22 protein-coding genes are annotated in these 19,756 nt (G+C 53.2%); 13 read left to right on the forward strand and 9 right to left on the reverse strand.

The annotated features are described in order from the left end of the window. Positions 1-88: 88 nt before the first annotated feature. The 5 genes from B9K09_RS15370 to msrA all read left to right on the forward strand — a co-directional run bounded on the left by B9K09_RS15370 (position 89) and on the right by msrA (position 3,088). Positions 89-613 (forward strand): ankyrin repeat domain-containing protein, encoded by a 525-nt coding sequence (locus B9K09_RS15370; RefSeq protein WP_087517634.1) that lies wholly within the window; start codon positions 89-91, stop codon positions 611-613. 110 nt (positions 614-723) lie between these two features. Further along, on the forward strand, positions 724-1,059 hold the full coding sequence (locus B9K09_RS15375) for a DUF2025 family protein (protein ID WP_087517635.1): 336 nt from the start codon (positions 724-726) through the stop codon (positions 1,057-1,059). A 412-nt stretch (positions 1,060-1,471) separates the two neighbouring features. Next, complete coding sequence (locus tag B9K09_RS15380) at positions 1,472-1,798, forward strand: GNAT family N-acetyltransferase (protein WP_371917410.1); 327 nt, start codon at positions 1,472-1,474, stop codon at positions 1,796-1,798. A gap of 79 nt (positions 1,799-1,877) precedes the next feature. After that, a complete protein-coding gene (gene msrB / locus B9K09_RS15385) occupies positions 1,878-2,402 on the forward strand; it encodes a peptide-methionine (R)-S-oxide reductase MsrB (protein WP_087517637.1) in 525 nt (174 codons plus the stop codon). A 2-nt stretch (positions 2,403-2,404) separates the two neighbouring features. Next, positions 2,405-3,088 carry a peptide-methionine (S)-S-oxide reductase MsrA gene (msrA, locus tag B9K09_RS15390; protein WP_087517638.1) on the forward strand — a complete coding sequence of 228 codons (684 nt, stop codon included), beginning with the start codon at positions 2,405-2,407 and terminating at the stop codon, positions 3,086-3,088. A gap of 114 nt (positions 3,089-3,202) precedes the next feature. Here the strand turns inward: msrA and B9K09_RS15395 are convergent, their stop codons facing one another. Beyond that, complete coding sequence (locus B9K09_RS15395) at positions 3,203-3,547, reverse strand: hypothetical protein (RefSeq protein ID WP_087517639.1); 345 nt, start codon at positions 3,545-3,547, stop codon at positions 3,203-3,205. Between the two features lie 84 nt (positions 3,548-3,631). Continuing rightward, positions 3,632-4,474: a S1 RNA-binding domain-containing protein gene (locus B9K09_RS15400; protein WP_087517640.1), complete on the reverse strand. Its 843-nt coding sequence runs from the start codon at positions 4,472-4,474 to the stop codon at positions 3,632-3,634. Positions 4,475-4,793: 319 nt separating this feature from the next. Between B9K09_RS15400 and B9K09_RS15405 the strand changes: the two genes are divergently transcribed. Both B9K09_RS15405 and B9K09_RS15410 read left to right on the forward strand, forming a co-directional pair. Further along, on the forward strand, positions 4,794-4,982 hold the full coding sequence (locus tag B9K09_RS15405) for a hypothetical protein (RefSeq protein ID WP_177408671.1): 189 nt from the start codon (positions 4,794-4,796) through the stop codon (positions 4,980-4,982). A gap of 315 nt (positions 4,983-5,297) precedes the next feature. Then, positions 5,298-7,547, forward strand: coding sequence for an LTA synthase family protein (locus tag B9K09_RS15410; protein ID WP_087517641.1), 2,250 nt, complete (start codon positions 5,298-5,300; stop codon positions 7,545-7,547). A 106-nt stretch (positions 7,548-7,653) separates the two neighbouring features. On the opposite strand, the gene B9K09_RS15415 is transcribed toward B9K09_RS15410, so the two are convergent. Further along, a complete protein-coding gene (locus tag B9K09_RS15415; RefSeq protein ID WP_087517642.1) occupies positions 7,654-9,003 on the reverse strand; it encodes a DEAD/DEAH box helicase in 1,350 nt (449 codons plus the stop codon). Between the two features lie 172 nt (positions 9,004-9,175). Between B9K09_RS15415 and B9K09_RS15420 the strand changes: the two genes are divergently transcribed. After that, the gene (locus B9K09_RS15420; RefSeq protein WP_087517643.1) at positions 9,176-9,592 is read left to right on the forward strand and encodes an anti-virulence regulator CigR family protein; all 417 of its coding nucleotides are present in this window, start codon (positions 9,176-9,178) and stop codon (positions 9,590-9,592) included. On the opposite strand, the gene B9K09_RS15425 is transcribed toward B9K09_RS15420, so the two are convergent. The 5 genes from B9K09_RS15425 to B9K09_RS15445 all read right to left on the reverse strand — a co-directional run bounded on the left by B9K09_RS15425 (position 9,562) and on the right by B9K09_RS15445 (position 13,459). Further along, the gene (locus tag B9K09_RS15425; protein ID WP_087517644.1) at positions 9,562-10,260 is read right to left on the reverse strand and encodes a cupin domain-containing protein; all 699 of its coding nucleotides are present in this window, start codon (positions 10,258-10,260) and stop codon (positions 9,562-9,564) included. The genes B9K09_RS15420 and B9K09_RS15425 overlap by 31 nt on opposite strands. Before the next feature lie 25 nt (positions 10,261-10,285). Further along, entirely contained in the window at positions 10,286-11,182 is an 897-nt protein-coding gene (gene rarD / locus B9K09_RS15430) for an EamA family transporter RarD (RefSeq protein ID WP_087517645.1), read from the reverse strand. Continuing rightward, the gene (locus B9K09_RS15435) at positions 11,182-12,075 is read right to left on the reverse strand and encodes a carboxylate/amino acid/amine transporter (RefSeq protein ID WP_087517646.1); all 894 of its coding nucleotides are present in this window, start codon (positions 12,073-12,075) and stop codon (positions 11,182-11,184) included. Before B9K09_RS15435 ends, rarD begins: the two co-directional genes overlap by 1 nt. Positions 12,076-12,213: 138 nt before the next feature. Further along, entirely contained in the window at positions 12,214-12,813 is a 600-nt protein-coding gene (locus tag B9K09_RS15440; RefSeq protein ID WP_087517647.1) for an FMN-dependent NADH-azoreductase, read from the reverse strand. 331 nt (positions 12,814-13,144) lie between these two features. Then, positions 13,145-13,459, reverse strand: a complete 315-nt coding sequence (locus B9K09_RS15445; RefSeq protein WP_087517648.1) for a 3-phosphoglycerate kinase — start codon at positions 13,457-13,459, stop codon at positions 13,145-13,147. A 166-nt stretch (positions 13,460-13,625) separates the two neighbouring features. On the opposite strand from B9K09_RS15445, the gene B9K09_RS15450 reads away from it, so the two are divergent. From B9K09_RS15450 to B9K09_RS15470, 5 genes are all read left to right on the forward strand, one after another. Next, positions 13,626-14,552 (forward strand): LysR family transcriptional regulator, encoded by a 927-nt coding sequence (locus B9K09_RS15450; protein ID WP_087517649.1) that lies wholly within the window; start codon positions 13,626-13,628, stop codon positions 14,550-14,552. Between the two features lie 12 nt (positions 14,553-14,564). Then, on the forward strand, positions 14,565-15,368 hold the full coding sequence (locus B9K09_RS15455; protein ID WP_087517650.1) for an alpha/beta fold hydrolase: 804 nt from the start codon (positions 14,565-14,567) through the stop codon (positions 15,366-15,368). A gap of 11 nt (positions 15,369-15,379) precedes the next feature. Further along, positions 15,380-15,934: a peptidylprolyl isomerase gene (locus B9K09_RS15460; RefSeq protein WP_087517651.1), complete on the forward strand. Its 555-nt coding sequence runs from the start codon at positions 15,380-15,382 to the stop codon at positions 15,932-15,934. A gap of 121 nt (positions 15,935-16,055) precedes the next feature. Then, positions 16,056-17,885 (forward strand): ABC transporter ATP-binding protein, encoded by a 1,830-nt coding sequence (locus tag B9K09_RS15465; RefSeq protein ID WP_087517652.1) that lies wholly within the window; start codon positions 16,056-16,058, stop codon positions 17,883-17,885. Positions 17,886-18,211: 326 nt separating this feature from the next. Continuing rightward, the gene (locus tag B9K09_RS15470; protein ID WP_087517653.1) at positions 18,212-18,478 is read left to right on the forward strand and encodes a DUF2790 domain-containing protein; all 267 of its coding nucleotides are present in this window, start codon (positions 18,212-18,214) and stop codon (positions 18,476-18,478) included. A 122-nt stretch (positions 18,479-18,600) separates the two neighbouring features. On the opposite strand, the gene B9K09_RS15475 is transcribed toward B9K09_RS15470, so the two are convergent. Next, entirely contained in the window at positions 18,601-19,734 is a 1,134-nt protein-coding gene (locus B9K09_RS15475) for a GNAT family N-acetyltransferase (protein WP_087517654.1), read from the reverse strand. Between the last annotated feature and the right edge of the window lie 22 nt (positions 19,735-19,756).

Genomic DNA, 19,756 nt, shown 5'->3' on the forward strand with positions numbered 1-19,756 from the left:
GCCAATCAACATGCCAACGCCAACCTCGTTATGCTATGGGCAGACTGATTGCCGAGTTTTACCGTTTTTATCAAGGAAGGAGAATTCTATGACCGATCAACCAAGCAATCCAGGTGAACAACTCGACGACGAAGCCTTGGCCTTCGCTGAGCGAGTTTTCGACCATGCGCGTTGCGGTGATACCGACACATTGCGTGCAATGATCGAACAAGGACTGCCGGTAAATCTGCGTAACTACAAAGGTGACAGCCTGTTAATGCTGGCGAGCTATCACGGGCATATCGAAACCTCAGAAATGCTCCTTGCGGCCAAGGCTGACCCGGATCTGCGCAATCAAAACGGTCAAACACCGCTGGCAGGTGCAGCCTTCAAAGGCAATCTCGATATCATCAAAATGCTCCTCGAACATGGCGCTGACGTTGAAGGCACGACCCCTGATGGTAAAACTTCACTGATGATGGCGGCGATGTTCAATAACGTTGCGGCAATCGACCTGTTGCTCAGCTATGGGGCCGATCCCAAAAGCAGTGATAATAACGGTGTGACTCCGCTTACCGCAGCAAAGCTCATGGGTGGCCCGGAAGCAGTGGCGCGCTTGGAACGTGAGCAATAAATCTGGCTATTCAGCGGGCCGATTATGCTGGGGTATTGATCTTGAGCAAGATGCTCATTGTTGAGCCGATTAGCCTGTGATGATCACTTGATCACTACAGGCCGAGCATCATGAGCACAACTTCCTCCGACATCTGTAACGCTGCTGATCAACTCCAGGGTTTTGTAGGGTTTAATCAAAAAATCGGGCAGTACATCGTGCGTTTTAGCGAAGACTCATTCGGCCTGGATATCATCGAAAACTCCATTGAACCGACCAGCGAATTCGTCTGGAGCGTGCAGTCTGGCGAACACATGCGCTTGGACCGCACACGTATACAGCTACTGCTTGATCAGCATATCGATGAACGTCTAAACATCACCACGCCGATTCAGCTGTATATGCAGCGCAATGATTTACCAGAAATCGTTGCCGAACGCCGCATCAGCAGCTGTGCTGAGCGCTGATATTTTGAGCAGCTGCTTTTCTGGCCAATCAGAGTAGACTGAACCTTACCAACGCTTATCGGAGGGAGGTGGCAATGAACCAAATGCTCCACGCTCACTCACTTTTCACCCACTGAGGTAAAGATCATGAGCAAAGGTATGGATTCAAAAAAGAACAGCAAAAAGAAACCGCTTAAAACCGCTCAGGAAAAGCGCATGGCCAAGAAGTCCAAGAACGAGGGTCAAACCCTGCTTGGCAGCCACGCCGCGCACACCTGATACAATCGCCCAGCGCCTGCCAAGCAGCGGCGCTGGGCTTATAGCCCGGCCTAAACTGACTAACCGATCGACTATGCCTGCAACACGTCTTCGAGCCTTACCTGAGGCACTAAAACCCCTGGCTAATAAGTTTTACAGCGCACACCGTGCAAAGATGAAAGCAGCCCATGACGACCAGGTCTGGACGCTTGAGCAATCGCAGATTATCGCCGCACTATGCCTACGTCCGGTCGCCAACGGCCACTGGTTGACCAGTCTGTTCGTTGCCCCCGAGCATCGCCAACAAGGTCACGCCAAACAGCTCATACACTCAGCTATCGCCAACTGTTACGGCCCTATTTGGTTGTTCTGCCACCCCTCGCTGAGCGACTTTTATCAGGCATTGGGCTTCAGCTCCGCCTTGCAGTTGCCAGCCCCCCTTAATGAGCGGCTAAGGCGTTACCAGCGTAGCAAGCCGCTGATCGCCTTCTGTACTTGCTGAGTCTAAAACGCCAATGCCAACTGTAATAACTGCGTTTTTTTAGTCTCTATATTGCTCAGGACAGAGGATGAAGATACTCATGAAGCGACGCTCTTTTCTCCACGGCCTAGCCCTATTACCGGCACTCCCGCTGTTAAGCCCTTTGATACGACCTGCAGTTGCTGAAACGGCAGCAACGGCAGCAAGTATTACGCCTCTACACAAATCCAATGAGGCGTGGCGTGAAATACTCGAACCAGACGCATACGCGGTCTTGTTTGAGGAAAGTACTGAGCGACCGAATAGCAGCCCACTCAATCATGAAAAACGTGAAGGCACCTATATCTGCGCCGCATGTAATTTGCCGCTGTTCCTCAGCGAGAATAAGTTTGATAGCGGCACCGGCTGGCCGAGCTTTACCCAGCCAATTGCTGGCCATACCGGCTCAAAACGTGATTTCAAATTGATCTGGCCACGCACTGAATACCACTGCATTCGCTGCGGCGGCCATCAGGGGCACTTATTCGATGACGGCCCACCGCCGCGTGGTGAACGTTGGTGTAACAATGGCGTTGCGCTGCAATTTGTTGCTAAAGGCCAAGACTTGCCTGCTTTAAGGAGCTAATGATGCCTGCTGATTTACTTGCAAAAACCAAGCGCTACGCACTTGTAGGCGCGACGCTACTGTTAAGTGTCCTGCTCAGCGCTTGTGGACCAACATTTTCGCAGTCTGCCAATGCGCAAGCTGCATCGACACCGTCGAGTATCGAACTTAAGCCCGGAGAACAAGGGGTCGCGGTATTCGCTGGCGGCTGCTTCTGGTGTACCGAGTCGGACTTCGACAAAGTACCTGGCGTCTTGTCGACAACCTCTGGCTACATCGGTGGCACAGTGGTCAATCCGACTTATGAGCAAGTCTCATCAGGCAATACCGGGCATTTAGAAGCCGTGTTAGTGAATTATGACCCGAGCAAAACCAGCTACGCAAAATTGCTTGAAGCCTACTGGCCAACCATTGATCCACTCACTGCCAATGCGCAGTTCTGTGACCGTGGCACGCAGTATCGCAGTGCGATTTTCTACAGTGATGACACTGAAAAGGCCGCAGCACAGGCCTCGAAAGCCGCGTTGCAAAGCTCAGGAAAACTCAAAGGCAAAATTGTCACTGAAATATTGCAGGGCAAGACCTTCTACCCTGCCGAGGATTATCATCAGAACTATTACCTGAAAAACCCGCTGCGCTATAAGTATTACCGTACCGCCTGCGGACGTGATTCACGGCTCGAGGATATTTGGGGCAGTAAAGGCTAAAAGTTGGCGCTTTAAACACGCCATAAAAAGCTTTAAACACACCATAAAAAACACCAGCGAATCAGCATTCGACTGGTGTTTTTTTGGTCTGAAACAAACTCAGTACAAGTTCCATCAGCGGTTGCGTTGTCGCTCATAGGTTGAACTGCCCGGTGTGCGCTCAACCTCGTAACCACCGGGATACACCGTGGTTTGGCGGATACCGCCGCGAGTTTCGAATGATTGGCTGCCCGTACTGTTCTGTTGGTGTACAGAACCGATGTCACTCGGCACCTCACGACCACCGTAGACATTGGACTGTCGCGAGCTGCGCGACTGGCCGATGCTGCCAGTTGCACCGGGGCTGATGTAGGTTTTAGGAATGACCCGGATTGTCTGTTGTTCGGGTTGATCGGCCTGGGCAACATTGAGTGCGCCGAACAGCAGTCCGGCACTCAACAAAATATTCAGTTTGATCATTGCTCTGCCTCTCTGCGTGGAGAACTGCATAGCATCAGACACCCCAGTGCCGTGGATGCTCCATCACAGTGACCACTGGCTGCCTTACTTACCAATCAGCTCGATACGGTCTTCGTGAATGATGATCAAACCCTGCTTGTACAGGCCGCCAATGGCTTTCTTGAAATTACCTTTACTGACCTGAAACAACGCAGTGATGGCCTCAGGTGAGCTTTTATCGCTAAGCGGCAACACGCCATCGTTGGCCCGCAGCTTACTCAGCACTTGATCACTCAAGCTGCCAACCGCCTCTTGGCCGACCGGCTGCAGGCTAAGGCTGATTTTGCCGTCACCGCGCATTTCCTTGATGAAGCCTTTCTCTTGCATGCCGCTGCGCACAAACTTGAACAGCTCGTTCTTGTGCAGCAGGCCCCAATGCTTGCCATTAATGATGGCTTTAAAGCCCATGTCAGTGGCGTCGGCAATCAACAGATCAACTTCCTGACCCGCCTTGTAAGGCGCTGGGATGTTATCGAGGTAACGATCGAGACGCGCAGTCGCGGTGATACGCTTGCTACGCTTGTCCAAAAACACATGGACAACGCAATAGTCACCGACCTGGAGCGGACGCTTCTCTTCCGAGTGCGGCAGCAGCAGATCTTTAGGCAGCCCCCAGTCAAGAAACAAGCCTACATTATTGATATCAATCACTTTCAAACTGGCAAATTCACCGACCTGAACTTTAGGTTTTTCAGTGGTGGCGATCAGCTTGTCTTCACTGTCCAGATAGACAAATACATTGAGCCAGTCTTCAACCTCACTCGGGGTATCACTGGGGATGTAACGCTTGGGCAGTAAGATTTCGCCGTCAGCTCCGCCATCTAAATACAGGCCAAAGTCAGTGTGCTTCACGACCTGTAAAGAATTCATTCGTCCAATTAACGCCATGGTACCCAACCCTCATTGCAATGCCTGCATTCTAACTGAGTTACAGCCAGTATTCTCGCTGGGTGTTGCCAATCAGCTTCGCCCCAGCGATTGGCTTCCAGCAGCGACCCGACCAATGGCAAAAAAACTATCAATTCCCAATTAAATATTAATATTTAATTGAATAAAAACAGTTATTTGGATGCAAAACTGAAACATTAAATAGCTCAATAAAACACTTAATTAATTTGCCCCTTATAAATTCTCGACGTCATTAACCGAATAATTGTCAAGCAATTCATGTATACTGGTCGACCGAGTTAATTTTGAGTAAAGGTTAATGGCCGTCATGCGCGTAAAAGCATCAAACACCAAATCCAAACCAGCTCCGGCTGTTGAAACCAGCGCCTCAATTGACGCGCAGATCGCAGCTTTCCTGAAGTCGGGTGGTGAAATCCAGCAGATCGCCAAAGGCGTCAGCGGTCAGGTTTACGGCACAACCAAACAGATCACCATCGGTAAGAAGTAAGACCAGCTACGACGCTAGGGCTATTTGCTCATAGGGCAAAGTGATGGCATTTGCCAGACACTTGCCCAGCAGCGCGCTTCAGTGCTGCCAGGTTTAAATCTGTTGCCCAATTGCCCTAACGGTTCAACTGACACTGGTAATTACCAGCCCCCCCCTGAAACATCCCCCGTCGCGCAGTCAGCCGCGAAGTCAGCGCTATTTTTCACATCAGCACTGGCGGTTAGCACACAGTTGTTTCAAAATCACGACAGACCGCTAGAGCGGTCGATTCGGCGATGCCGTTGAATATGAATGGCATTGACCTCAGGAGCACTCGTGCGTTTTCTTAACCGCTGGCACAGCCCGACCTACAGCGCACTGCTAACGCTCTGCTCCCTGTTTATCTTTATTCCAGTAATCAGCCGTTGCCTGCTCGGCTGGTCACAACCTTATGGTTATCTTTCTGATATCGCTGTCGGTAGCCTTCTGGTTGTACTGCTCTACCAGCGCACACTGATTATCGCTCTGCCGCTGATGATTCTATGGAGCATCCTGACCTTAGCCAATGTTGAGTTGATTGCGGCGGTTGGGCGCATGCCTGAAATTTCCGACCTGCATTACCTGACCGATGCAAAATTTGTCAGCCGCTCGACCCATGGGGCTGGTCTTAGTCATCCGGCATTGGTCTTGGCCTTGCTGCTCAACATCGGCTTATACCTGCTGCTGTTATTTCGTCAGCCGCCTGCAATGCGCCAACCACTTGCTAGCACATGGTTAATAGCACCGCTGGGGCTACTCGCCAGCCACGCGGTATTGCAGTACCGCGCGCCGAGCGAAAATGACCAGTGGTTTCAATTCAACCTGCCACACAAGCTTGCAGCAGAAGGTTTAAATAACGGCGAACAAGACCTGCAAGGCTGGTTGAGCAATCAACCGCCTGGCGCGCCGGTGGATATCGCGGGCCTTCAGCAACTCGACCTGGCTGGCACGCCACTGCTTAACCAAGCGGGGCGCGCACGTAACGTATTGATCGTGACGCTTGAAGGCATTCCCGGTGCCTATCTGACGCCGAGCCGTGATGCCTTGCGCAGCCCATACGACGGCAACACCATGCCGCGTCTGAGTCAGTGGGCTGAGCGCGGCATGCTCACTGCCGATTATGTGTTGCACAGCCACCAGACTATTCGCGGCTTGTACGCCATGCTCTGCGGCGACTTTAGCAAACTCGACTCAGGCACACCCAAAGGCGTTGAGCTGCTCAATAACCCTGCTCGCAGCGAGCAATGCCTGCCCGCGCAGATGCGTAAAAATGGCTTTAGCACTCACTACCTGCAAGGCGCAGGCCTGCGCTTTATGGCCAAAGACCAGATCATGCCGCAGATGGGCTTCGATAAAACCCTTGGCCGCGACTGGTTTACCAACCCACCTCACCTGAATTTCCCGTGGGGCATGGATGACAAAGGCTTCTTTGAAGGCAGCCTGAGTTACATCAACCAACTGCGCAAGCAGGATCAGCCCTGGATGCTGACGCTGATGACGGTCGGAACGCACCAACCTTATTCAGCGCCAGCAGAATACTTGCAGCGTTTCCCGGACAGTAAACTGGCTGCAGTGGCGTATCTTGATGACGCCGTCGGTGATTTCCTTGATGCGCTCAAGCAACAAGGTGTACTCAAAGACACCTTGGTGATCGTCACGTCTGATGAGTCCCACGGCATCGAAAATCTATCGCTGGCATCAGCGTGGGGCTTCAACTTGATTCTGGCCCCCGAGCAACAGCAACTGCCACACCTCAAAAAAGGTGTATACGGTCACGTTGACCTCAACGCATCGGTTCTCGACTACTTTGCCCTGCCCGTGCCCAGCAATATCAGTGGCCGCTCGCTGCTGCGTGACTATAGTTCTGGCCGGCAGATTATCTCCTACACCAACGGCCTGCTACGTCAGCACGATGGCAAGGGCACCTTTACCGAGTGTGATTTCCAGCATGTGTGTCGACGCTACGCCAGCACAGGCTTTATCAATGATAAATCGCATTATCTGGGCCGTTTCACCGGCAAACCTGCGCGCCTGCTCAGCCAACAAGCGGCACTGCTCAATCAGTCTTTACGCAATGCCAATGCCAGCCGCCAGCATTATGAGTTCGCCAACGATCAACCGATCCAGCTCAAGCCTCAGCGTACTGACGACTGGGCCGACAATCTGGTTGGCGCACAGTACCTGGAGTTGCCTCAAGGCACCCAAACCACGGTGACCATGAAGATTCGTGCGGTAAATCTCGATGCTGCTGGCGCTACCCTGCAACTGAAAACCAAGGAGTATGACCGAGATGTCGAGATCGCGATTCCTCCGTTGCCCAAGCTCACGACAGATCAGCCGGTCAGCGTAACCTTTACCTTCAACAATCTAGATACGCGTAAAGCCTTTTCCTTCCATCTGCTCGGTCAAGGCAACGGCGCCATTGAGCTAGACGAATTCACTGTCACCACCGAACCGCGCACTGAGAGTCTGGTTGCAGCGCAAAACGATGCACCAATAGCAGCGGAAACGCCGACTGAGCCGCCCGTTGAAGACGTGCACAACTAGCCTGCGCCCTGCCCTGTGCGGCTCAATTATCAGCCAGCACTAAAAAGCCGCCAGCGAATCACTTCGATGGCGGCTTTTTATTAGAGCGTTAGCTCAATCGACGCACTTACTCAGCAGCCGGCGCGCGTCGCTTGAGTGGCGCCAGCCCGTCCTGGCTTACCAGTTGCGGAGCATCGCTCTTGGGCCGATTAATGGTATTGCGCTTGGTTTTACCCGGCGTCTTGGCTGCGGCTTTCTTAACCACTTTTTTGCCGGTCTTCGGATCAATCTTCTTCTTTTTGGTACCCGCGGCTTTACCGGATGCCTTGAGGTTTTTCGGACCTTGGTAGAGGCCTTTGATGTCCTTGATGTTGCGACGCTCAAAGCGCTGCTTCAGGTAGCGCTCAATGCTCGACATCAGGTTCCAGTCGTTGTGACAGATCAACGAGATAGCCAAACCTTCGCCGCCAGCGCGCCCCGTGCGGCCGATCCGGTGAACGTACTCATCACCAGAACGCGGCATATCAAAGTTGATCACCAGATCCAGGCCGTCAACATCCAAGCCACGTGCGGCAACGTCGGTAGCGACCAGGACTTTTACTGCACCTTGACGCAAGCGGTCGATCGCCAGCTTACGGTCCTTCTGATCCTTCTCGCCATGCAGCACGAAGGCTTTAATGTCTTTGGCGACCAACTTGCCGTACAGGCGATCCGCTTGAATGCGCGTGTTGGTAAAAATAATCGCCTTGGCGTAGGTTTCATTGGCCAGCAGCCACTCAACCAAACGCTCTTTGTGGTGGTTGTGGTCAGCGGTGATGATCTGCTGGCGCGTTCCTTCATTGAGGTCGCTGACGCTGTTGAGCTGCAAATGCATAGGCTCTTTCAGCACCTTATTGACCATTTCACGCAGACCAGAGCCACCGCTGGTTGCGGAGAACAGCAAGGTTTGGTGCGGACCGCTGCAGGCTTCAGCTAAACGCTGGACGTCTTCAGCAAAGCCCATGTCGAGCATGCGGTCGGCTTCATCAAGCACCAGCACTTCAACTTCGTCGAGCAGTAAGTTGCCGGCGTTGGCGTGTTCAATCAGGCGGCCCGGTGTACCGATCAAAATATCGACTCGGCGCAACATCGCGGCCTGAACTTTGAAATCTTCGCCGCCGGTAATCAAGCCTGATTTGATGAAGGTGAACTGCGAGAAACGCTCAACCTCTTTCAGGGTTTGTTGTGCTAATTCACGCGTCGGCAGCAAAATGACCGCCCGAATGCTCAAACGCGGCTTTGGATCGCCCATCAAACGGTTAAGCATTGGCAGCACAAATGCAGCTGTTTTACCGCTGCCGGTTTGCGCGGTTACCCGCAGATCATGCCCTTGCAGCGCAGCAGGAATAGCCGCCACCTGCACCGGTGTAGGCTCAACAAAGTTAAGCTCAGCCACAGCTTTCAGCAGACGTTCATGCAGGGCGAATTGGGAAAACACGGGGTAACCTCGACAAAAAATCTGGAATCAGTTGTATAGCGTAACGGTTTCCGGCGCTGGGGCCGAATGCTTTGTGCAATAGAGCACAGAGATTTGTCATTATCGGTTGAACATAATGACTATATAGCGCTCAAATAATGCAGGGAAACCGCATATAACTTTGGAGAATACTATGCCTCTCGCCTCCCGCTCATTGATTGGTTGCACCGCTCTGGCAATTATACTCGCGAGCCAGAGCAGCATAGCCGCGCCGAAGCACGATAAAGGCAACCCACACCAAAATGATCATGGTTCTGATGTTCGAATAGACCTCAACGGACCAACGGTCGATATTGGCCGAGTGCGTATTGTGCTGGGCGACAACCGTAATTTAATCGGTAATGTCAGCTCGCTGCCGCCTGGCATCCAAAAGAACCTGGCTCGCGGCAAACCACTACCACCGGGTATTGCGAAAAAATTCGATAACCGTCTTATCGGCAAGTTGCCACGCTACGATGGCTACGAGTGGAGACAAGCTGGCACCGACGTGGTGCTCGTCGCAATCGCAACCGGGATCGTTTACGAAGTGCTCAGAAACGTACTGGATTGATTACCCGTGTCGGTTGCATCGAGGTGACCGACCTTTACATAGATCAGACAACCGTCGGTTGAAAACGGCCTGTGCTGCGAGTTGTGCGGATTACGCAGCCAGGTGCCCGCCGGATAGTCGCCAAACTCATCCTGGAATACCCCTTCAAGCACAAGAATCTCTTCGCCGCCAAAGTGCCGATGTGCGTTGAATCGCGTGCCTGGAGCCCAACGCACCAACGCCGTGTGCACGGTGCCGAAGCTATCCAACGGCAATACACTTAAGCCCTCGACCAGCCCCTCCCGCCATTGGCCGGCGCGGGTATTGATGCGCAGTGTGGTTTGATCATCCAGCGCTTGATAGCAGAGTTTCACAAACAGCAAACAGCCCGACGCACTCGACGGAGCATGCCGGCTACCGGGCGGATTTTTTAGCCAGTAACCTGCGGGATATTCGCCGTACTCGTCCGCAAATACGCCTTCAAGCACCAGGACTTCCTCGCCACCGGGGTGCAAGTGACTGCGAAAACTAGAGCCTGGCGCATAACGCACCACCGAGGTGGTACGCCCGCTCTCAGCGGCAACGCGCTCTAACGGCCGGCGCTCAACGCCCACCAGCGGCGATGGTAGCCACTCGACCTGCTGGGTATCGACCACCACCCGTGCCGTCAGGTCATCGTTAACACGCATAAAACTGCCTCTAAATAGATTTACCTTAAGCCTGGGTACGCCATTGCTTGGTTAACAAACGCACGCTGTCCCACGCCACAAGCAGCACTGCCAGCCATATCGGTAAATAAGTAAACAGCTGCGCACTGTCAAAGTTTTCGCCAAGAAACACCAGCGATACCGTGAACAACAACACCGGCTCGACGTAACTCAAAATCCCGAACAAGCCCAGTGGCAACAAGCGACTGGAGGCAATCATGGCTGCAAATGCCAGTGCGCCGAGCATGCCTAACCCCGGCAACAACCACCACAATTGCGGCGCAGTGCTGAATGGCGCAACAGGCCCCCAAGCGATTATCAGGTAGATGGCAATCGGCGACAGCACCAGCATTTCCAGAAGAAACCCGGACAAGGCGTCCATTTTCATCCAGCGACGCAGCATAAAGTACGGTGGATAACCCAATACCGTCACCAAGGTTACCCACGAAAAGGCTTGCGAGCGCCACAACTCATGAACAACGCCGAGTACCGCACAGGCCACGGCTACCTTGAGCAGTGGCCTTAATCGCTCGCCATAAAAGATGCGCCCAGCCAAGACCATCGCCAGCGGCAAGAGAAAATAGCCCAGCGACACATCAAGCATGTGCCCAGCCAGCGGCGCCCAGACAAACACACCCCACTGCACACCAATCAATACTGCAGCCACGGGTAATGCGGCCAATAACAATGGCTCACGACGCAGGCGCACGAGTACATCGCCAAGCAAGCGCCACTGCCACGTAATTACGAATAACAGCACAATTGCGGGCACCGACCACAGCACTCGCTGAGCAAAAACCTGCACCCCATCAAGCGGTGCCAGCAACTGCACGTAACCGGGAATGAGGGAAAACAGCACTGATGCAAAGACTGAAAGCCCGACGCCTTTTCCTGACAGATTCATTACTGCGCCTTGGTTGATACCGCGACTGAGTTTTGTCCACCAACAGGTAAACGAGCAAAGTGGCTGATCACTAACGACAGACCAATCACCGCCGCTCCTAACCCTAAGCGCAACCAGTCAGCCTGATGATTCCAAAGAACCAAGTTAACCAGCAAACCAGCAGGCACCAACAGGTTATTCATCACGGCTAATGTCGCCCCATCGACCTGACTGGCGCCTTTGTTCCACCAGTAAAGCCCAAGTCCGGAAGCCATTACACCCAACCACAGCAAAACACCCCACTGGGTGGCGGTGGCAGGCATGTGCGCGGCGTTACCGAATATCAAGAAGGCCGGTAGCGCGACAATCAAAGCACCCAGATAGAAATAACCAAAGCGTTGGAACGGCGCAATTGTCGAGGGATAACGCGGCAACAAGTGCTTGTAAAATACTTGTCCGGCAGCAAAGGTCGCATTGGCAACCTGCAACAGCATAAAGCCCCAGAAGAAGTCAGGGCTGATTTGATCATAGCGAATCACCCCGGCACCGATCACCGCAACGGCGGCAGCAACCAGCGCCCAAGGGTTGAATCGACGGTTCAGCGCATCCTCAATCAGGGTCACGTGGAGTGGTGTGAGAATGGTGAACAGCAGCACTTCTGGCACGCTGAGAACGCTGAAGCTCAGGTACAGGCAAACGTAGGTGACGCCAAATTGCAGCGCGCCAATCACCAACATCGATACCTTGAAGCCATTGGCAACGCCACGCCAGCGGGTAAACGGCAGAAACACCAAACCGGCGATGACGATTCGCGTCAGCACCGCAAAGTAACTATCAACCTGCCCGGCCAGATACTCGCCGATCAAGCTAAATGAGAAAGCCCACAACAGGGTTACAACGAGCAAATAGCGCATGATCACCTCAAAATCAGGCGCAGACCTTAGCCTGTCATGAGCCAATCAACAATCAGCAAAACTGCACACAAGAAAAAGCCCGCACAACTCAAGGCTGTACGGGCTGGATAACAACATGGAATCTCAAAGAGCCGTCAATCAAGCAACCTGAGCCAACTGCTCTTTCGCCTGGGCCAAGGCTTTATTCAGGAACTCACCGCCAAGGTTTAAGCCTTCGGCGTTAATGAAGCTGACATCATGGATACCGATGAAACCCATTGCCTGACGCAGGTAAGGTTCCTGATGGTCCATGCTGCTTCCAGCATAAATACCACCACGAGCTGTCAATACGAATGAACGCTTGCCGCTAAGCAGCCCCACCGGGCCAGTTTCGGTGTATTTGAACGTCACACCGGCGCGCAACACGTGATCTAACCACGCCTTAAGCGTGCTCGGAATCGCGAAGTTATACATGGGCGCCGCAAGCACCAGCACATCAGCGGCCAGGACTTCGTCAGTCAGGGTATTGGATAGCGCCAGGGCTGCTTGCTCAGCCTCGCTCTGCTGTTCTGCCGGTGTCATCCAGCCGCCCAGCAGATTCATATCAAGGTGCGGCACCTGATCAATCGCTAAGTCGCGAACGCTAATTTGATCTGCCGGGTACTTCGCTTGCCAGTGAGCAATAAACTGCTCGGTCAGTTGGCGGGAGATCGAACCTTGTTTACGGGCACTGCTTTCAATTACGAGGACACGGGCCATTGAACTTGCTCCATCAGGTGGTCATTGAGTGATGATGGGCAAAGATTATGGGCAAGCCACCCGATTGAAAAGCGCAAAAAACAGCTTCTAAATATCAATAAATTTGATTTATCAAAGCTTCCACTTTAGGATCTGAATCGCATCACAAGCCATGCAGCTGTGGAGCCTCTGAAAAAGGTAGCGAGCGACGAGAGAACAAGGCAAAAAGCTGCGAAAAAGCGACCGAGGTCGCGCTCGACTTTAGTTGTCCTAAATGAGCATTTTGAGCAGTTTTTTAACGCAGCAAGGGCTGCCCCAGTAATATCTAGCGCAGTAGTTTTTCAGAGGTTTCCTAACTCGGTTTACAGTCAACTTGCATCCGCAGCTTGATAATTTTGCGCGAGAAACGCACTGACAAATTGATGTCATCGCCAGCCTTAAGCACAGCTTTACGTGTACGCGGCGCTTCCGGACCATTGCGGAATATAACTTTGCACTCGGCATCAGCCTGGCCATAGTTGTACAAGCCAACGGCGCCTAAAGTGTCATCAATGTCCATGGGCGTGACCGAAATTTCAGCACCGTTGAGCTGCTTTTCGGCCTCTACTGGGTAGGCAAAGACATAAAGTGGTAACAACGTGAACACCGCGCAAAACAGCTTTTTCATGCAGTAAATCTCCACCAGGGACTCTTCGAAGAGTCTCGATTTATAAAGTGTGCAGTCAATCGCCAACAGCTTGAGGCCCCGACGGCCAGACGACAACAAGAAATATATCCGGTCTTCAAGGCATTAGCCTACAGAGCCAAACGATACACATAAACAGGACATCGACATGAAAGCGCCTCGCGTGACCTTAGACCAGTGGCGAACCTTACAAGCCGTTGTCGATAACGGCGGCTTTGCCCAGGCGGCAGAAGTTCTGCACCGCTCACAATCTTCGGTTAGCTACACCGTTGCGCGCATGCAGGAACAACTCGGCGTGCCGTTACTGCGTATCGACGGACGCAAGGCGGTATTGACCGAGGCTGGCGACGTCTTGCTACGCCGCTCGCGGCAATTGGTTAACCAAGCCAGCCAACTCGAACACCTCGCGCACCACATGGAACAAGGCTGGGAGGCCGAAGTACGCCTGGTTGTCGATGCGGCCTACCCCAAAGCCAAGTTGGTTCGCGCATTGACCGCCTTCATGCCGCAAAGCCGTGGTTGTCGAGTGCGGCTGCGTGAAGAAGTTTTGTCTGGCACCGAGGATTTGCTGCGCGAAGGCACAGCCGATGTCGCCATCAGCGGGCTTAACATCTCAGGCTTTCTCGGTAGTGAGCTGAGCAGTGTCGAGTTTATTGCTGTTGCCCACCCCGATCACCCGTTGCACCGGTTGCAACGTGAACTGACTTTTCTGGATTTGCAGGCACATATGCAAGTGGTGATTCGGGATTCAGGCCGCTTGCAGCCGCGCGATGTAGGTTGGCTTGGAGCCGAACATCGCTGGACGGTAGCGAGCCTGGACACTGCGGCCACCTTTGTCAGCAATGGCTTGGGTTTCGCGTGGCTGCCAAGGCATATCATCGAGCGCGAATTAAAAGATGGTCAGTTACTGCCCTTACCGCTTGATCAAGGCGGCACCCGTAACCCGAGTTTCTATCTGTATACCGATAAAGAAAAACCGTTGGGGCCAGCGACGCAGATCCTTATTGAACTGATCAAAAACTTTGACGCTGCGCCGTTCAACCCAAGTTTTGCAGCACCTCAGCCAATCAACTGACAGGAGTCTGGCATGGCTTATTTCGATAATGACGGCTGCCAACTGCACTACGAAGTATACGGCCACGGCAACCCACTGGTTTTGGTTCATGGCTTGGGTTCCAGCACCCTCGACTGGGAATATCAGATACCTGAGTTGGCTGCGCATTACCGTGTCATCGCCCTGGATGTTCGCGGTCATGGCCGCTCGGACAAACCCCATGAGCGCTACAACATGGCGACCTTTGCCGATGATGTTGCCTCGCTTATTGAACACTGCCAGCTTGGCCCGGTACATTTGGTCGGTATATCAATGGGCGGCATGATCGGTTTTCAGCTAGCTGTAGATCGCCCAGAGCTGCTCGCCAGCCTGACCATTATCAACAGTGGTCCGGAAGTGAAAGCCAAGTCAGCCAACGACTATTGGCAAATAGCCAAACGCTGGAGCTTGTCGCGCTTGCTCAGCCTTGAAACGATTGGCAAGGCATTAGGTAAACTCCTGTTTCCGAAGCCTGAGCAAGCCGACCTGCGTGCCAAAATTGAACAACGCTGGCCGCAGAACGATAAACACGCGTACCTGTCCAGCCTTGATGCAATTATTGGCTGGGGTGTACGCGAACGAATTTCACTCATCACATGTCCTACGCTGGTGATTAGTGGCGATCGCGACTACACGACCGTCGCCCAAAAACAGGCTTACGTCGACCAGTTGAGCAATGCCCGTTTAGTGGTGATCGAAGACTCGCGTCATGCAACACCAATGGATCAACCGCAACGTTTTAACAGCTGCCTGCTTGAATTTCTCAATGAAGTCGAAACGGCCGTCACTCCCTCATAGGACCCCAAACAATGCTTAAGAAAATAATTCTCGCAGCCTGCACCCTAGTCTTTGCTTCCTCGCTGTGGGCAGCCGCAAATCCTAAGGTTTTGATCAGCACCACTATGGGTGATATTGAAGTCGAGCTTAATGCAGACAAGGCACCGATCAGCGTCAAGAATTTCCTCGGCTACGTCGACAGTGGTTTTTATAAAGACACCCAATTTCACCGAGTGATTCCCGGCTTTATGGTTCAAGGCGGCGGCTTTGACGCTGACATGAAGCAAAAACAAACTGGCGCGCCAATTCGCAATGAAGCCGACAATGGCTTGCACAACGTGCGCGGCACTCTGGCGATGGCCCGTACTCAAGTACGCGACTCAGCAACCAGCCAATTCTTTATCAACCACAAAGACAACGCATTTCTCGACAACGGCAGCCGCGACTTTGGTTATGCCGTATTCGGCAAGGTCATCAAAGGTATGAATGTGGTCGATAAGATCGCCCAAGTACCAACAGGTAACAGTGCAGGCATGCAGAATGTGCCACGCGAGCCGGTGATGATTTTGGACATTAAGCGCCTATAACATCCGCTGTAAGACTTTGGCGGACGGCAACGCGGCGTCCGCCCTGCTCGGCACAGAAAGCCTCGAACCAGAGCCACATAAACGCTAAACTGGCCAGCCAGCTTCCGGCAGGACGCCAGTTATGTTTCGCCGTTTTGAATCTCTGATCGACGTCTTCAAACCAGCCCCCGATCAAGCACCACCAGAAGATGTAGCGCACTTCTACCTGCATTATTTAAAGCAGGCATGGCCGCTACTCTGCGCCTTGCTGGTCGTAGGCTTCTTTGGCGCGGTGATTGAAGTCGCGCTCTTCAGCTTCCTCGGCCAGTTGATCGACATGGCCCAAACCACCCCCAGCAGCGAGTTTTTTGCCAACTACAGCCAGCAACTGCTGTGGATGCTGGTGGTGGTCATGCTCATCCGTCCGCTTGTGTTCGGTCTCCACGACTTACTGGTCAACCAGGCCATATCGCCGAGCCTGACCAACTTGATCCGCTGGCAAAACCACCGCTATGTGCTCAAACAGAGTCTGAACTTTTTCAATAATGATTTCGCCGGACGCATTGCCCAACGCGTGATGCAGACCGGTCCATCGTTAAGCCAATCCGCCATACAGGTGGTAGAGGCGCTTTGGCATGTGATCGTCTATGCGGGCAGCGCCATCTACCTGTTTGCCGAAGCCGATGTTCGCCTGACCGTTCCGCTGCTGATCTGGATAGTCGCCTACATCCTGCTGCTTAAATATTTTGTGCCACGCATCAAACAGCGCTCAGCGGCAGTGTCCTCAGCCCGCTCAAAGCTCATGGGCCGAGTCGTCGATGGCTACAGCAATATCAGTACCTTGAAGTTGTTCGCCCACACCCAGGAAGAGGAAGCCTACGCTGGCCGCGCCATGCAGCATTTGCTGGATAAAGCGCGCACCCAGACCCGAACCGTCACCGCCCTGGATGTCAGCGTGACCTGCATTAACGGATTATTGATTGGTTCAACAGGGGCGCTGGCGCTGTGGCTCTGGAGCCAAGATCTGATCACCAGCGGTGCCATTGCCTTGTCCTTGGGCTTGGTGATCCGCATCAATAACATGGCCGAATGGATCATGTGGGTGGTCAACGGCATCTTTGAAAATATCGGCACTGTACAAGACGGCATCCGCTCGATTGTCCAACCTGTGCAAGTTGTTGATCAGCCCGATGCAGCACCTCTGAAGGTCTGTAATGGCGCGGTGCATTTTGAGGATATCCATTTCCATTACGGCAAAAACAGCGGTGTTATTGGCGGCCTCAGCTTAAGCGTTAAAGCAGGTGAAAAAATTGGTCTGGTTGGCCCATCTGGCGCTGGAAAATCGACCTTGGTCAGCGTGCTGCTGCGCCTGTACAACTTACAAAGCGGGCGCATTTTAATTGACGGACAAAACATTGCCGACGTCAGCCAAGAAAGCTTGCGCGCGCAGATTGGGGTGGTCACCCAAGATACCGCCCTGCTACACCGCTCAATTCGTGACAACCTGCGTTACGGCAAACCCGATGCCACTGATGCGGAGTTAAATGAAGTCGTCCGCAAAGCTCGCGCAGACCGCTTTATCGACCTACTCGATGATGGCCAAGGCGGTTTCGGCTTCGATGCTCAAGTTGGCGAGCGCGGCGTCAAGCTCTCTGGCGGTCAACGCCAACGCATTGCGATTGCCCGAGTGCTGCTCAAGGATGCGCCAATCCTGGTGCTGGACGAGGCAACCTCGGCACTCGACTCTGAAGTGGAAGTGGCGATCCAAGAAAGTCTCGACAGCTTGATGCAAGGTAAAACCGTAATTGCCATTGCGCATCGGCTCTCAACCATTGCCCGGATGGATCGCTTGGTCGTGATTGATCAGGGCCAGATAGTCGAAACGGGCACACACGCCGAGCTGATTGCACGCGGCGGCCTGTATGCACGACTCTGGCAGCATCAGACGGGTGGTTTTGTCGGCGTTGATTAACCCGCGGCACCCGTCGGATGGGTAAGGCGAAACCTGTTCAGCGAATCTCCCCACAAAGCGCACCTCTTCAATAGCAAATGGCGGGCGAACATAGCGTCCTTCCGCCCTACGACTTATAGATAGCTTGCTTCGTAATTCAATATTGAATAATCTCTGTAACAAGGTGTGACAATAGGTCTCTATAGACCACACACCCCTAGCTTGAGCCTTCGGGCTTTGCTCATGCTTTTGAAACTGAGGCTTCTGGAGCAATGCATCCAGACCCACTCGATGACAATTGCGAGTTTCAGTTGATGCGTTACTTCCAGTATTGAGGAAAGACCATTATGAAAATTGCGTCAGTCGTAGCAGCGTTCATCACCAGCCTTGCACCTTCCGCGTTTGCTCAGGACATCGACCGCGAGCCTGGCTCCGGGATTCCTGCGGTGAAATACCAATACGGTATGCAAGTCGACATCAGCAAAGTGTTACACCGTACCGACAACTCCAAGAAAGTCGGTGTGGTGCCAGTCAATGTTGTCTATGAAGACAGCAAAGGCGAGATCCACAAGATCCAATTTCTTGAGTGGGGCAACGGCCCACACAATGTTTAATACAGCCCACAATGTTTAATAGAGCCAATGTTTAATCGAGGCACTGCTTAGGCGGGTCGACTGACCGAGTTGCACAATCAATCTGTAAAGCAACACGCCCAGTAAGCCCTGCTCTTTGGGGCTTACTGTTCAGTTTGCTGCCTATACGGCAGCAAACTGCAGGCTTCCTGCGCATAGCGGCTGACGCCCTCACGCTCCTCATCAAGAAACCGCGCAACAGCATCGCGCAGGCCCGGGTGGCTCAGGTAATGCCAAGACCGGGTAATAACCGGCTCAAAACCGCGGATCAGCTTGTGCTCTCCCTGTGCCCCCGCATCAAAACGCTGCAGACCATTGGCGATTGCGTAGTCCATGCCCTGATAAAAACAGGTCTCAAAGTGCAGTCGATCATACTCGGCTAAACAGCCCCAATAACGCCCATAGAAACTATCGCCACCAATCAAGCTAAACGCCATTGCCACCGGCTGCGAGCCTTGTTTAGCGATAACAACCCGAATCGCCTGGGGCATTTTTTCAGCCAGCAAACTGAAGAAAATGCGGGTTAAATACGGTGGCCTGCCGCGAATATGATAAGTGTTGGCGTAGCAGAGGTAGACGAAATCCCACTCAGCCTCACTGAGTTGATGACCCTCGCGCCATTCAAACTCAATACCCTGCCTAGTCACTTGCTCACGTTCTTTGCGTATTTGTTTACGCTTGCGCGAATTCAGCGCATCGAGAAAGTCCTGAAAGTCGCGATACTCGCGGTTACGCCAGTGATATTGACAGCCAAGACGCTCCAACCAGCCTTCACGCCCACGCATCTGCGCGTCGGCAGCAGCATCAGTGAAATTGATGTGCAGGCTCGATAAACCCTGGCTGTCCAGTGCTTGAGTCAGGTTATCTAGCACCTGGCTGATTACCTGTGGCTCGCCCAATAAGCGCGGCCCGGTGACCGGAGAAAACGGAATACCCGCAAGCAGCTTCGGGTAGTAGTCAATCCCTGCTCGCTCGCAAGCATCGGCCCAGCCGTGGTCAAACACGTACTCGCCGAACGAGTGCGTTTTCAAGTAGGCGGGAAGAGCGGCGCTGAGCTTGCCATTGGCCTCGAACACAAGTTGATGAGCAGGGGTCCAGCCGGTGCGCGGGCCTACGCTGCCACTTAACTCAAGCGCCGAGAGAAATCCATGCTTGAGAAACGGACTGTCCGCTGCAACCAATCGGTCCCAGTCAGTTGGATCAAGTTCAGGAAGCGAAATAGAGGTCTTTGTCTGCATCTGTGCAGTCTGGCCTTTCGCG

The sequence above is a fragment of the Pseudomonas sp. M30-35 genome, from assembly GCF_002163625.1.
Taxonomy (GTDB): domain Bacteria; phylum Pseudomonadota; class Gammaproteobacteria; order Pseudomonadales; family Pseudomonadaceae; genus Aquipseudomonas.

Excerpts from the sequence above, each read along its gene's own strand:
- B9K09_RS15370 (WP_087517634.1), top strand. The coding sequence starts at position 89 with ATGACCGATCAACCAAGCAATCCAGGTGAACAACTCGACGACGAAGCC.
- B9K09_RS15375 (WP_087517635.1), top strand. The coding sequence starts at position 724 with ATGAGCACAACTTCCTCCGACATCTGTAACGCTGCTGATCAACTCCAG.
- B9K09_RS15380 (WP_371917410.1), top strand. The coding sequence starts at position 1,472 with ATGAAAGCAGCCCATGACGACCAGGTCTGGACGCTTGAGCAATCGCAG.
- msrB (WP_087517637.1), top strand. The coding sequence starts at position 1,878 with ATGAAGCGACGCTCTTTTCTCCACGGCCTAGCCCTATTACCGGCACTC.
- msrA (WP_087517638.1), top strand. The coding sequence starts at position 2,405 with ATGCCTGCTGATTTACTTGCAAAAACCAAGCGCTACGCACTTGTAGGC.
- B9K09_RS15395 (WP_087517639.1), bottom strand. The coding sequence starts at position 3,547 with ATGATCAAACTGAATATTTTGTTGAGTGCCGGACTGCTGTTCGGCGCA.
- B9K09_RS15400 (WP_087517640.1), bottom strand. The coding sequence starts at position 4,474 with ATGGCGTTAATTGGACGAATGAATTCTTTACAGGTCGTGAAGCACACT.
- B9K09_RS15405 (WP_177408671.1), top strand. The coding sequence starts at position 4,794 with ATGGCCGTCATGCGCGTAAAAGCATCAAACACCAAATCCAAACCAGCT.
- B9K09_RS15420 (WP_087517643.1), top strand. The coding sequence starts at position 9,176 with ATGCCTCTCGCCTCCCGCTCATTGATTGGTTGCACCGCTCTGGCAATT.
- B9K09_RS15425 (WP_087517644.1), bottom strand. The coding sequence starts at position 10,260 with ATGCGTGTTAACGATGACCTGACGGCACGGGTGGTGGTCGATACCCAG.
- rarD (WP_087517645.1), bottom strand. The coding sequence starts at position 11,182 with ATGAATCTGTCAGGAAAAGGCGTCGGGCTTTCAGTCTTTGCATCAGTG.
- B9K09_RS15435 (WP_087517646.1), bottom strand. The coding sequence starts at position 12,075 with ATGCGCTATTTGCTCGTTGTAACCCTGTTGTGGGCTTTCTCATTTAGC.
- B9K09_RS15440 (WP_087517647.1), bottom strand. The coding sequence starts at position 12,813 with ATGGCCCGTGTCCTCGTAATTGAAAGCAGTGCCCGTAAACAAGGTTCG.
- B9K09_RS15445 (WP_087517648.1), bottom strand. The coding sequence starts at position 13,459 with ATGAAAAAGCTGTTTTGCGCGGTGTTCACGTTGTTACCACTTTATGTC.
- B9K09_RS15450 (WP_087517649.1), top strand. The coding sequence starts at position 13,626 with ATGAAAGCGCCTCGCGTGACCTTAGACCAGTGGCGAACCTTACAAGCC.
- B9K09_RS15455 (WP_087517650.1), top strand. The coding sequence starts at position 14,565 with ATGGCTTATTTCGATAATGACGGCTGCCAACTGCACTACGAAGTATAC.
- B9K09_RS15460 (WP_087517651.1), top strand. The coding sequence starts at position 15,380 with ATGCTTAAGAAAATAATTCTCGCAGCCTGCACCCTAGTCTTTGCTTCC.
- B9K09_RS15465 (WP_087517652.1), top strand. The coding sequence starts at position 16,056 with ATGTTTCGCCGTTTTGAATCTCTGATCGACGTCTTCAAACCAGCCCCC.
- B9K09_RS15470 (WP_087517653.1), top strand. The coding sequence starts at position 18,212 with ATGAAAATTGCGTCAGTCGTAGCAGCGTTCATCACCAGCCTTGCACCT.
- B9K09_RS15475 (WP_087517654.1), bottom strand. The coding sequence starts at position 19,734 with ATGCAGACAAAGACCTCTATTTCGCTTCCTGAACTTGATCCAACTGAC.